We start from the raw sequence: 12,982 nt of genomic DNA on the forward strand, positions 1-12,982 counted from the left end.
TTAAGGATGCAATAATTGGAGAATCCCCACTTACGCGATACAAGGTTTGTTTAATAGCGAGCACATCTGGATCTGTAGCTGCTTGTGCAATAAATTGTTCTACTACAGCAAAAGACTCAAAGGGATGGTGAACAAATAAGTCTTGCTTTCCAATAACAGAGAATAGACTTTCCCCTTCGTGCTCTACTAATTCACTAGGAAGTTTAGGTTCAAATGGAGCATAACGAAGATGATCGAGACCTGGATAGTTGCAGAAATCAAAATACATACGACAATCAAGATGACCATCTATACGATATACGTCCTTTGGCTCTAATTCAACACTAGTGAGCACAAAGTCCAATAGATTATCCTTTACATCACCACAAACCTCTAATCGTACTGCATCACCACGACGTCGACGACGCAAAGATGCTTCTACCTCAGAAAGCAAATCTGTTGCTTCTTCTTCATCAATTTCTAAATCCGCATCACGAGTAATACGGAACACCATAAAATCTTCTATACCATAACCTTGGAAGAATTGAGTAGCATAATAGGTAATCACATCCTCCAAATATACAAAACGATGCTCTTTATTACTACGACTAGGTATTTCAATGATACGATTTAACACAGACGGAATTGGTAAGATTGCGATTTTATAATCTTTTGTACCATCTGGCAATACTTGAAAAATACGTATAATGGCATTGATGGTATGGTTTGTTAAAAATGGAAATGGGTGTCCAGAGTCAACGGCTAGAGGTGTTACAACAGGGTAGATATGTTCTTCAAAATAGTGACGTAACCAAGCCTTAGATTTCACATCTAACTGTTCTGGATAGGTAAAATAAAATCCATGAGACTCTAATTCAGACAATACATTCTTTAAATATGTACTTTGCATCGATACGAGGCGCTGTACAGACTCATCAATAGCCTTTAACTGTGCCTTAGCATCCATATGAGCCGCATCGTACTTAACAATACCATTCACAACTTGGTGACGTAACCCGGCCACACGAATCATAAAGAACTCATCTAAATTGGAGCTAGCAATAGCAATAAATCGAAGTCGTTCTAATAGAGGAGTATTGGTATCAATAGACTCTAATAAAACACGCTGATTAAACTTTAACCAAGATAATTCACGGTTAAAATAATACTTTGCATTACTGAACATGACGATCCCCTCCCCTTACTAGTACGATTTCCATACCAAATACCTCTGTAAAGTATTCCGAATCACGATCAAAGGTCCACCATTCTAATGAAATATCCTCATTAGTACGACAGAATACATAAAGTACATTATCTCGTTCTTCTAATGTTACTTCAGAGATTTTTTGGTTACTACCTGCATCGAGTGCACAAGCAACCCGAATGATGGCTACCAGCTTAGTAACTTGAATTTTTTGTAATTCTGTTAATGCATTGAAATATGCGTCGTCATCATTTGGAGTTCCCTTGTAGTGGTAATACACAACATTAGCAACTACTTGTTTTTCTTCTTCTGAAAGGCCAAATATATCTGTCCCCATTACAATATGATACGCATGCTCTCCATGATTTCGTAAATTAACGAACTTACCTACAGAACAAAGAATGGCTGCAATACGACATAGATAGCCCCACCGTTCTGGTAAACCTTTATGTCGCAATGCTTTACAGAATAAGGAGCTAAATAGCTCTACCTCGGCATCATGAATTCGGTCTGTATGATATCTTGCAGCAACAGCACGCGCTAACTGTGCATTTTGTTCACGCAATTGATACATAAACGGATTATTCTCGGTTTCCACACCGTAGAACCAACTAATGCCTTGAGAGAATGAAAAGCTACTGAAAATTAATGATTTAGGCTCTATGGCCGTAATGATTTCATTAAATAAAATCATGGTAGGCATTAAAATATTGGCCTTATATTCAGGTAATTTATAACGATTCATCAACTTGGTAGCTGTCACACCGTCAAAAGAATTGATAAGCCCTTTAAATCGTTCTGGCTCAATAGTAATAATGTCTTCTTTATTATTTTCTTGTCCCATTAAATGAGTCATATATTGCGCCTCATCACCAGATAAGACGATACTATTAATATTGAAAGTTTGTAATTCTTCACGAAGAGGGCCAATCATACGATGTAAGTATTCTGTAATAGCCCTTGGGAATGATATGGAAGATCGTTGATTTCGATTAAATGACTCCATAACCCGTAAGGACCCACTATGCATATTGCGTTGGAACAATAAATTCTCACCACGCCAAACCGTTAAGCCTACCCCACCAGATGTAATATCCAAGAATAATGTTGCCTTAGTAGGATCTGTCAGTTTATATTGATGCGTCATCTTGTAATATAACAAAGCATATTTGTAATATACCTCTTTCGGCATATCGATGACCTCAACGCGCATCCCCGTTTGAATATAGATTTGATCTAGAATACTACGACGATTAGCGGCTTCGCGTATTACGGTCGTACCATATAGTTTAGAACGACTCACGCCATAATCTGCCATTAATTGCTTATAACCTTTTAAAATATGACAGATTTCTTCAATTGTTTTAAAGCTCAAGCGAGATGTTTGAAATAATTCTTCCCCAAAGGTTACCTCCCGCGCCGCATAATCGATAACACGTACATCATCTATGCCTTTATATTCTAATATGGTAATACTCATGCTACTGGATCCCACATGTAGTACTGCATATCGTAATGTTTTTGGTAATGCCATTATGCCTCCTTACGAGATTCATGCCATTCTATTTCTAAGGATTTCTCGAATTCTTTTTTGAATGATTTTGAAAGTTTTTCTACCGCCGTTCTAGTGACACTCACATCGCGTCCTTCTAAATAGAACACTTTTATGACTACACTAGTGTATTTAATATTTACCTCTAACTGTTTGATAAATTGTTCATGGCTTTCATCAAGAGCCTCTGCAATCGCTAAAATAATAGAAAGCTTTTGACCTAATGAGCGTTGTTCTTGATCTAACAATTTACCATATAAGAAATTCTTATATTCCTTTGGCGTCAATCCATGAGAATTCATGACTAAGAATGCACTAAACGCCTGTTCAACATGAGAAATCCCATATAAATTACTATTGACGAGCATATAGCAGCCATGACGAGCATGACTATAATAATTAACTCGTTTACCTATATCATGCAACAGTCCCGCTGCAATCAAACATCGTCTAAAATTCTTATCGGCCTTATGGAGTGGCTCTAATGCATCATATAAAGTAGTAGCTAATTTCGTAATATACTTAGCATGCACGAGCTCATGCTTTGTCATACCTAATAGTACATTCTCTGCAGAATGAACTAAAATATCATCGATTATAGAATTTCCGCCTAAATAGTACTCACCGTAATAATCGTAGAATAAACCTTCACGCAAACCACAACCGCCTACAACAAGGGTCTTAGCATTTACATAGTTAAACAGCTCATCCACTATGGTGAGTCCTGCAATAATAATATCTGCACGTTCCGATGATAAGCCACTAATTTTTTTACGGGCCTCTAAGGATTTACCTTTTACATCTTCTAAGATTTCGTGAAATCTATGATATGGTAACTCATAGTTATGTAGTTTCGTAATGGGATATGATAACTTACGTTGATCTATTTTTGCAATATTACGAGCTGTACCACCTATACCTAATAGAGGTAGTTTTATATTTTGAAGCCACGTATGTTCCTTAATGGTTTTCTTTACGGCCTTCGTCATCTTCTCTAGTTCTTTAGGAGTATACTCATCACCTTTTTGATAGGTTCCTGTTAAGGTTAGAGCCCCTATAGGTAAGCTAACAGCTTTCACGATATGTCGATTTTTTACTAGCGTTACCTCTGTACTAGCACCACCTAAGTCAAAGATAATAAAATCTTTGAGCCCAATCGTATTAATAACCCCAAGGAACCCAAGGCGAGCCTCTTCTTCACCAGCAATACATTCTAAATTAAGACCAGTTAGTTCTTTTACATCTTTAATAAAAGCATCTCCATTTTTAGCTAGACGTACTGCAGCCGTAGCAACAGCTTTTATGGTATCTACCTCCATAGCGTCAGCCATATGAACAAAGCCTTTTAAAGCACGCAGAGAGCGCTCCATTGCCTCATTTGTTAATTCATGAGTGCCCCACATATTTTCACTTAAGCGGACACTCTCTTTTTCTTGATATATGAGACGATAACTACCGGTCTTAGAAATCTCATAAATGACAAAACGAACAGAGTTGGATCCTAAATCTATAAATGCAATACGTTTCATGCTACTAACCTCGACTTACTATAGTTCAGTATGAATATACTTTAGTATACCATAGAAAAACGCGATTCTCACCGCTAAGGGAGAATCGCGTTTCATAATGTATGATTCTAATGATTCTGAATAGATATCCTAAGAATTAGAACAATGCCATTAGACGTTTACAATATTTTATTTACCAGCATTTATGTTGACTAACATCAAAATTATTCAATACCAAATACACGTTTACCATTATTATAGGTAATCTCACAGAACTCATCTACATCCATACCTTTTAGTCCAGCAATTTCCTCTGCTACAAACTGAGTCTTGCTTGGGTCATTGCGACGGCCTCTAAATGGTGGTGGTGTCAAATATGGGGAATCTGTTTCAATAAGAATTCGATCTAACGGTACTTGTTTAGCTACTTCTTTAAGATTTGTAGATTTAGGGAATACTACAGGACCCGCAAATGATATGTAGAATCCCAATTTAATAGCTTCTTTTGCCATTTCCCAGCTACCAGAATAGCAGTGGAAAATGCCCCAATTATCTTTGCCTTCATTGCGCAAGATATTCATAATATCCCCATGTGCATCGCGGTCATGAATGATAATTGGTAAATCTACTTCACGAGCAAGCTCTAATTGACGAATGAATACGCGTTTTTGTGTTTCACGGTCAGAAAAATCGTAGTAATAATCTAAGCCAATTTCACCGATTGCACGTACTTTATCATTATTAAGGGCTTGATCCTTATAGAACTCATAGTCTTCTTCTGTAAAATCTTTAGACTCATGAGGATGTGTACCTACAGCGGCATATAAACGGTCATACTGTTCCGCTAAAGCTAGGCCTGATTCAACAGTACCTCGATCAACACCGGGAATCATAATGTATTCTACGCCTGCATCAAAGCAAGCTTGTAACATCTCATCACGGTCGTTGTCAAAACGACCGTCATTTACATGAGCATGTGTATCAAAGAGTTTCATTATTTAACCACACTTCCTGCTGGTAAAGATTCGATATTTGTTACTTCTAAATGTTCTTCCCAATCAGATGCGGACAAAATCATACCATAAGACTCAATGCCCATCATCTTTTTAGGAGCCAAGTTAGCCAAGTAAATTACCTTTTTACCAACCATAGCTTCTGGTTCATAATATTGAGAAATACCGCTTAATACCGTGCGTTCTTCAACACCGATATCCAATACAAATTTCAATAATTTCTTGGACTTAGGAACCTTTTCACAGCTTACAACTTTTGCTACACGAAGATCTAATTTTTCAAAATCATCGTACGTAATATTTTCTTTTAATGGTGGAATATTAGATGTGTCTACAGCTTCTTCAATCTTCTCTTCCACAACAACTTCTACCATTTCAGGAATTTCAAAACGTGGATAAATAGGATCACCTTTTACAACTTTTGTACCTGTTGGAATTAAGCCCCAGACTTTTGCATCCTCAAGAGTAGCATCTGTAAAGCCTACAAGTCCTAATTGGTCCCAGATTTTTGGAGCACCTACAGGGATGACAGGGCTTACTATGATTGCAATGATACGCAATGCTTCTGCCAAGTGATACATAGCAGATTGCAAGCGCGCTTTATCATGAGCATCTTCAGATTTAGCCAATACCCAAGGCATTGTTTCATCAATGTATTTATTCATGCGACCAATAAAGGCCCATACGGATTTAATCGCTTTATTAAGCTCCATATTTTCCATAGCCGCTTCAAAATCTTTTGCAGTTTGAACGGCTAATGTGGATACATCACGATCCAAATCGTCCATATCATCGCATTTTGTAATCACACCACCATGGTATTTTTCAATCATCGCAATGGTACGGTTCAACAAATTACCTAAGTCATTAGATAAGTCCGCATTGATTTTTGTAACAAAGTTAGGCAATGTAAAGTTACCATCATTACCGAGCGTAATTTCACTCAATAAATAATAACGCAAGGAATCTGCCCCATATGTATCGATCAATGGAATAGGATCGATAACATTACCTAAAGATTTACTCATTTTTGTGCCGTCAACAATCATCCAACCGTGGCCAAATACCTTTTTAGGTAATGGCAACTCAAGACTCATGAGCATCATAGGCCAAATAATTGTATGGAAACGTACGATTTCCTTACCTACTAAATGAAGATCTGCTGGCCAGTATTTTTTATATAATTCACCATCACCATCAAATGGAGAAAGGGCACTAATATAGTTTACTAACGCATCGAACCAAACATATACGACATGTTTAGGATCAAATGGTACCTTGATACCCCAGTCAAAGGATGTACGAGATACAGCTAAGTCTTCAAGGCCTTGTTTTACGAATTGGATCATCTCGTTACGACGAGATTCAGGTTGAATAAAATCAGGGTTTTCTTCGATAAATTTCAACCATTGATCTGTATATTTAGCGAGTTTAAAGAAGTAGCTTTCCTCTTTAACCTTCTCTACAGGACGACCACAATCCGGACATGTATGATTTTCACCTAGCTTTTGCTCAGTCCAGAATGTTTCACAAGGTGTACAATACCAACCTTCATACTCAGCCTTGTAAATATCGCCTTTTTCATACGCTTTAGTGAAAAGCTCTTGTACTACCTTCTCATGGCGTTCATCAGTAGTACGAATGAAGTCATCGTTGGAAATATGCATTTTTTCCCATAATGCTTTAAAGCCATTTACGATATTTGTAGTATATTCAAGAGGTGTAATACCTTGTGCTTCTGCAGCGCGTTGAATTTTTTGACCGTGTTCATCAGAACCAGTTAAAAAACGTACATCATAGCCAGCTAAGCGTTTAAAGCGCGCAATTGTATCGGCTACAGATGTACAATAGGTATGACCAATGTGCAACTTAGCACTTGGATAATAAATTGGTGTCGTAATATAATACGTTTTTTTTGTGTCTCCCATGATGAGTCTCCTTCTAACCTTCGAATGGGAAGGTTTAACGTTCTACAATATTATATACATCCCGGCGGGAAACGTTAAAACGTTTTGCCACCTGGCGAATTGCTTCTTTTTTTTGCACCCCTGCATCCACAAGGGCTTGTACAGCATCTACATACGATACTGGTTCATCCAAAACTTCACTAGTATCGGACTCAACCGTATCAGCGCCACCTACGATGAGAACAAATTCCCCTTTATAGGTGAGCTGATCCAAATCATTTACAAGGTTTTCCAAATCGGTGCGCACAAAGGTTTCAAACTTCTTCGTCAATTCCCTTGCCACCGTTATGGATCGATTCCCAAAGGCTTCATACATATCTTGTAAGACCTCTTGCAATCGGTGGGGTGCTTCATAAAACATCAAGGTCCCCGTTACTTGTGAAAGTCGTTGTAATTCTTCAACTCGATGTTTACCCCGCTTCGGTAAGAAACCTGCAAAAGTAAAGGATTTAGTATCTAAGCCAGATGCAATAAGTGCGGTCAGTGCCGCATTAGCACCAGGCAATGGTACTACCGTTATGTCTTTTTCAATAGCCTTCGTTACTAGGTCAGCCCCTGGATCAGATATAGCAGGCATACCCGCATCACTAACGCAAGCAATGGACTGGCCTTCTAATAAAAGCTCCATAATATAAGTACCCTTTTCTTCCTTATTATGTTCATGATACGAAATCAAAGGCTTCTTAATATCAAAATGTTTTAATAATATACCCGTATGACGCGTATCTTCAGCAGCAATAGCATCTACTTCGCCTAAGATACGAACTGCGCGATACGTCATATCTTCTAAATTACCAATCGGTGTAGGCACTAAGTATAAGGTGCCCCATTCGTTATCGTTCATACCAAGAGGCCACCTCCTTTGTGTACACATTTGGTTTATCATAAACGATGAGTGGTGGTTCTAATACAAGGCCAGTCTGTCCTTGATAGAGAGCCTCTATTAGCACAAGTTTTGCCGGCTTATCTACCATACCGTGGATAAACCGAATGCGCTTAGCTTGAAAGTTGGCTGCTTCCAGTTCATGTAGCACATATTGTAAGCGACTAGCACTATAAATCATCCACAAGCGCCCTTTGTACTTAATAAAAGATTGTACAGCCTTCAAAACATCTTCTAATGAGGTATGTTCATCATAAAGTGCCAAGGCCCGTTCTTCAGATGTAGGCTTTGCACCGCTTTCACAGTCATAAAAAGGGGGATTTACAATAACGCCGTCAAAGGGCTTATCTTGGATATCTCGATACGACATATGGCGATAATCGCCGCACAACATAGATACTGTACGACCTTTGTCATTATGTTCTACACTGCGCTGAGCTAACTTGATAAGGGTTTCGTTAATATCAATACCCGTTATATGACCCGCTCCTAGGGATGTGCCTATAAGTGGCATAACACCTGTTCCCGTACCAAGGTCAACATAGGAATGCCGATCATTGAACTGGCAAAAGTGAATGAGTGCAATGGCATCAAAGGAAAAGCGAAACATATCCGTCCGTTGATAAATCTGTAAGCCATCTATAATTAAATCATCAAGTCGTTCTTGATCATTCATCAGGCAATGCCACCTCGGACCATTTTAAATCGATAGTGCGACCCGCTTCAAGCTGTACCTTCACAGTATGTTTATGGTGATTTACCTTTAAGACCTTACCAATACCTTCATCGGTAACGACCTCTTTACCAATTCCAGGAGGTGCTACATCTTGAGGAGCTTGAGGGCGTTCCTTTTTCACATATAGGTCGCCACCCTTTTTATATAAATCATCTTCATAGTTAAGACAGCACATTAAACGACCGCATACACCAGAGATTTTTGTAGGATTCAGACTCAAATTTTGATCCTTAGCCATACGAATTGATACGGGTGTGAAGTCACCTAAGAAATTAGAGCAACATAAAGGTCGACCACAAGCGCCGATACCATTTAGAACCTTAGCCTCATCTCGAACGCCTACTTGGCGTAACTCAATACGTGTTCTAAATACGGTGGCTAAATCCTTAACAAGCTCACGGAAGTCGATACGACCATCAGCGGTAAAGAAGAATATAATTTTATTCATATCAAATGTGTATTCCACATTGATAAGTTTCATAGGTAACTTACGTTTACCAATTTTTTCGAGACAAATTTCAAAGGCTTTTTCTTCGCGCTCTTTATTCTTCTCGATTTGTTTTAAGTCCTTTGGTGTTGCCTTTCTAATAACAGGCTTAACAGGAGCTACAACAGTGTCTTCAAAGACCTCTTTAGGTCCGATCACAACAGTACCGTATTCAACGCCACGTGCCGTCTCAACGATAACCCCATCACCAACGGATAGTTCTAATTGTTCAGGCAGAAAATAGTAAATCTTCCCTGCCTTTTTAAAGCGTACGCCAACTATGGTTAGCATTTAGTCCTCCTCCCGAGCATCATGAAGGGCGATACAAAGACCGTCCACCACGAGAGCGGTTTTTATATGTAAACGCAAAGCCCGTTCTGCTTGCAATGTTTCAGTAATAACCTTAGCCAATGCTTGCATAGACCAGCGCGGTAATAATCGTAATAATTGAGTTTTGTACATAGGTACTTGTAATTGTCCATCTTGTGCACCCATCTTAAGAGCCATCATATCTCTACTTACAAGGCGCAACCAGTGCATCAACTCTGTTAGGCTTTCACGAGGCAAATTTTCACAAGCTAAGGAAATCATAGAAAACCAGCGCATTTCAAAGGCGAGGATGTCCATTACCTTAACCGCTAACTCAAGCATTTCAATGCGACCTTGAGTTGCTAATTTCTCTACTAACTGCGGATTACCATGACCAGCTAATAAAGCTTGTTCAATATCACCTGTGATGCCACGCGCCACGAGGGCCTTGCGAATTGTATCTACATCAACACTGTTAAAGCCTACGCCCATACATCTTGAAATGATGGTTGGTAATACAGTATTAATCTTGTTCGTAATAATAATGAAATATACCTGCTCAGGCGGTTCTTCAATGGTTTTAAGCATAGCATTTGCCATGACTGCATTGGCCGTGTGAAAGTCCTCCACAATGACAACGCGGTTACCATTCCCCGCTACTGACAGATGATCTTGCAATAATGAATACCACTGCTCTACTTTTAGTGTCGTCTTCACAGGGCGAATCCAAAAGGCATCCCCCTTATCCATATAGATAGGTAAACCTTCTGCTTCGATGCGTTTTTCCGTCTCACCATTGGCAAGACGTGCTTCTTTTACATCTGCTAAATACGCTTCTCCCTTTGGTTGAGAAAATACTTGGCGTCCCAACAATAGAGACGCTAGACCTATGGCCATATCTAGCTTACCAAGACCTGCTTCACCATAAAACAAAAGGCTATGCGGTAATGCATTACGACTTACAAGTTCCGATAGGTGTGCCTTGATCGAATCTTGACCAATTATAGAATCAAAATATGTCATAGCCCCTCCTATCAATACATGCTCAATATTAATATTATATAAGAAAAAGGCGACTTTTAAAAGAGTCGCCCTATCCTAAGGTAGTAGATTTACTACTGCTTGATATACATCGTTATGAATATCTTCTATGGTACGTAACCCATATTGACCAGCACCATCTTTAATAGCACATGGAATACGGTGCCATTGATAGCGTTCTACTAGCTCTTCATAAGCATCGTGAACAGCTACTAAATACTGGTGATTTCCTTCATGAATATCCCCTGTATTACCTCCCGTTTTACCAGTGCGCTCTGCCATAAGGGCTTCACTCACTTCAAGAGGCATATCTAAGAGACATACTGCATCAGGTGTAGGCAAGCCAAATTTATTAAACTCAAAGTCTTCAAGCCAATCTAAAAATGCAGTACGTTCCTTCTGATCGTCGTATTTTACCATTTGGTGCACCATATTAGATGTCGTATAACGATCTGCAATGATGATGCCCCCATTTTTATAGAACTGTTCCCAATCAGTTCTAAAGGAAGCAAAGCGATCGATAGCGTACATGGAGCTTGCCACATAAGGATTTACATCATGCACATCTTTGCCAAATTCTCCAGCTAGATACATTTTTATAGGCATAGCAGCACCGCTATCATAATTCGGAAAACTTACAGATTTAACTGCATGACCTTCCTTGGTTAATCGCTCTACTAATAGTTTAGTTTGTGTAGCCTTACCGCTGCCATCTCCACCTTCTAGTATGATTAAAGTCCCCATAATTACTCCTGTAACACCCAAATTGTTTCCAATGTCATATCATCAGCCCCATTCGGTACATAACCTAGAGCCTTACGATTCTCTATATATTGTAACACAGACTCACTAATCACTTCACCTACTGCTACACAAGGAATCCCTGGAGGATAATAAGCAATTGTCTCTCCTGCTATACGATGAAGTGCGTCTTGTAACCGTACTTGCTCCCGATTGGCATACATAGCATTACGAGGCGTTACTCTTACAATAGGCTCAGGCAATAAAGCTGAATCTTTGCTAAGGTTTTGCAAATTCTCATCCTTCGTATCATTTGATTCATGAGATGTACTTAACACCGTATCGCTGATAGACCGTACAGCTTGAATAAGAGCCGTTATTGACTCTTTTGTATCGCCAATGGTAATGAGTACTAGTACATGATGAGCTTGTACTAACTCCACCTCAATACGATGTTCTCGTAACATCCGTTCAAATGCAACACCTGTAAGACCTAGTTCTTTAGCATCGATGAGTACCTTGGTACAGTCATAGTTTACCACTCGATCTTCTATGTCTCTGTATTCCATAGTAGTAATACCGGAAATCTTATGTAATTCACTACGTAAATATAAGCTCAATTCCACGGTTCGACTAACGAGGTCTTCACCTACTGTAGCCAATTGATGGCGCGCCATATCTAAGGATGCCAAAAAGATATAATTTGGGCTCGTACTTTGTAACATTTGATGCATTTGTGTAATGCGGCGTTTATTAATTCTTTCACCTTGCCCTAATAACCAAGATGTTTGTGTTAATGAGCCTACCGATTTATGCGTACTCTGTGCCACTAAGTCTGCACCTGCTGCAATGGCCTCGATAGGTAAATTTTTTGAAAATGGTAAATGAGGACCGTGCGCTTCATCAACAAGAACAATCATGCCTCGTTTATGTGCTTCTTTTACGATATTTACAATATCGACACCTACACCATAATAGTTTGGATACACTAAGAGAATCGCCTTTGCTTCTGGATTTGCATCCATGGTTTTAACAGCATCATCCAACGATACACCTAAAGGAATCCCCCAACGCTCATCAAATTGACAATCCATATAGACCGGCTTGGCGCCAGATAACACTAAACCACTAATAACGGAACGATGTGCTTCTCGAGGAATGATAATGGTTTCATCAGGACCTACGGTGCCCATAATCATCGCTTCAATTAAAGCAGTAGTACCATTAATAGAGAACCAACAATGATCAGCCCCATATAACTGGGCTGTTAAGTCCTGAGCCTCTTTTAATTCCCCTTCCGGCTCATGTAAATCATCTAAGGCATACATAACACCTAAGTCATATGGTAGTGCTGGTCCCATCCAGTCTTTTAGTAGTTGAGGGGCTTCTACACCAATCTTATGGCCTGGTGTATGAAAAGGCACAAAATGTTGTATTTTATATGATTCTAAGGCCTCTACAAAAGGCATTCTTTCTTGATTACTCATATATACCTCGTAAAAAAGGCATGAATCTCAATGAGACTCATGCCCTTATGCATGTTATTTATCGCTGTGGAC

10 protein-coding genes and 1 pseudogene are annotated in these 12,982 nt (G+C 39.1%); all 11 read right to left on the bottom strand.

Going from position 1 to position 12,982, the window contains the following annotated elements; genetic code table 11:
- Nucleotides 1–1,165: pseudogene (locus tag QZ055_RS04520) on the bottom strand (RNA degradosome polyphosphate kinase); the annotation flags it as partial.
- Nucleotides 1,155–2,720 carry a Ppx/GppA phosphatase family protein gene (locus QZ055_RS04525; protein ID WP_005387114.1) on the bottom strand — a complete coding sequence of 522 codons (1,566 nt, stop codon included), beginning with the start codon at nucleotides 2,718–2,720 and terminating at the stop codon, nucleotides 1,155–1,157. The pseudogene QZ055_RS04520 and the gene QZ055_RS04525, both read right to left, overlap by 11 nt.
- Nucleotides 2,720–4,267, bottom strand: a complete 1,548-nt coding sequence (gene ppx, locus QZ055_RS04530; RefSeq protein ID WP_295824937.1) for an exopolyphosphatase — start codon at nucleotides 4,265–4,267, stop codon at nucleotides 2,720–2,722. Before ppx ends, QZ055_RS04525 begins: the two co-directional genes overlap by 1 nt.
- A 203-nt stretch (nucleotides 4,268–4,470) precedes the next feature.
- A complete protein-coding gene (locus tag QZ055_RS04535) occupies nucleotides 4,471–5,241 on the bottom strand; it encodes a TatD family hydrolase (protein ID WP_295824938.1) in 771 nt (256 codons plus the stop codon).
- On the bottom strand, nucleotides 5,241–7,187 hold the full coding sequence (metG, locus tag QZ055_RS04540) for a methionine--tRNA ligase (protein ID WP_295824939.1): 1,947 nt from the start codon (nucleotides 7,185–7,187) through the stop codon (nucleotides 5,241–5,243). Before metG ends, QZ055_RS04535 begins: the two co-directional genes overlap by 1 nt.
- A 34-nt stretch (nucleotides 7,188–7,221) precedes the next feature.
- Entirely contained in the window at nucleotides 7,222–8,070 is an 849-nt protein-coding gene (rsmI, locus tag QZ055_RS04545) for a 16S rRNA (cytidine(1402)-2'-O)-methyltransferase (RefSeq protein ID WP_295824940.1), read from the bottom strand.
- Entirely contained in the window at nucleotides 8,060–8,785 is a 726-nt protein-coding gene (locus tag QZ055_RS04550; protein WP_295824941.1) for a tRNA1(Val) (adenine(37)-N6)-methyltransferase, read from the bottom strand. Before QZ055_RS04550 ends, rsmI begins: the two co-directional genes overlap by 11 nt.
- Nucleotides 8,778–9,623, bottom strand: coding sequence for a stage 0 sporulation family protein (locus QZ055_RS04555; protein WP_119206858.1), 846 nt, complete (start codon nucleotides 9,621–9,623; stop codon nucleotides 8,778–8,780). Before QZ055_RS04555 ends, QZ055_RS04550 begins: the two co-directional genes overlap by 8 nt.
- Complete coding sequence (locus tag QZ055_RS04560; protein ID WP_295824942.1) at nucleotides 9,624–10,664, bottom strand: DNA polymerase III subunit delta'; 1,041 nt, start codon at nucleotides 10,662–10,664, stop codon at nucleotides 9,624–9,626.
- A gap of 75 nt (nucleotides 10,665–10,739) precedes the next feature.
- The gene (locus QZ055_RS04565; RefSeq protein WP_227721482.1) at nucleotides 10,740–11,426 is read right to left on the bottom strand and encodes a thymidylate kinase; all 687 of its coding nucleotides are present in this window, start codon (nucleotides 11,424–11,426) and stop codon (nucleotides 10,740–10,742) included.
- A 2-nt stretch (nucleotides 11,427–11,428) separates the two neighbouring features.
- On the bottom strand, nucleotides 11,429–12,910 hold the full coding sequence (locus QZ055_RS04570) for an aminotransferase class I/II-fold pyridoxal phosphate-dependent enzyme (RefSeq protein WP_295824943.1): 1,482 nt from the start codon (nucleotides 12,908–12,910) through the stop codon (nucleotides 11,429–11,431).
- Nucleotides 12,911–12,982: the final 72 nt, after the last annotated feature.

The organism is uncultured Veillonella sp. (assembly GCF_905209685.1).
Lineage (GTDB): Bacteria > Bacillota > Negativicutes > Veillonellales > Veillonellaceae > Veillonella.

Bases quoted from the DNA above. Each gene is read 5' to 3' on its own strand.
- QZ055_RS04525 (WP_005387114.1), bottom strand. From the start codon at position 2,720: ATGGCATTACCAAAAACATTACGATATGCAGTACTACATGTGGGATCC.
- ppx (WP_295824937.1), bottom strand. From the start codon at position 4,267: ATGAAACGTATTGCATTTATAGATTTAGGATCCAACTCTGTTCGTTTT.
- QZ055_RS04535 (WP_295824938.1), bottom strand. From the start codon at position 5,241: ATGAAACTCTTTGATACACATGCTCATGTAAATGACGGTCGTTTTGAC.
- metG (WP_295824939.1), bottom strand. From the start codon at position 7,187: ATGGGAGACACAAAAAAAACGTATTATATTACGACACCAATTTATTAT.
- rsmI (WP_295824940.1), bottom strand. From the start codon at position 8,070: ATGAACGATAACGAATGGGGCACCTTATACTTAGTGCCTACACCGATT.
- QZ055_RS04550 (WP_295824941.1), bottom strand. From the start codon at position 8,785: ATGAATGATCAAGAACGACTTGATGATTTAATTATAGATGGCTTACAG.
- QZ055_RS04555 (WP_119206858.1), bottom strand. From the start codon at position 9,623: ATGCTAACCATAGTTGGCGTACGCTTTAAAAAGGCAGGGAAGATTTAC.
- QZ055_RS04560 (WP_295824942.1), bottom strand. From the start codon at position 10,664: ATGACATATTTTGATTCTATAATTGGTCAAGATTCGATCAAGGCACAC.
- QZ055_RS04565 (WP_227721482.1), bottom strand. From the start codon at position 11,426: ATGGGGACTTTAATCATACTAGAAGGTGGAGATGGCAGCGGTAAGGCT.
- QZ055_RS04570 (WP_295824943.1), bottom strand. From the start codon at position 12,910: ATGAGTAATCAAGAAAGAATGCCTTTTGTAGAGGCCTTAGAATCATAT.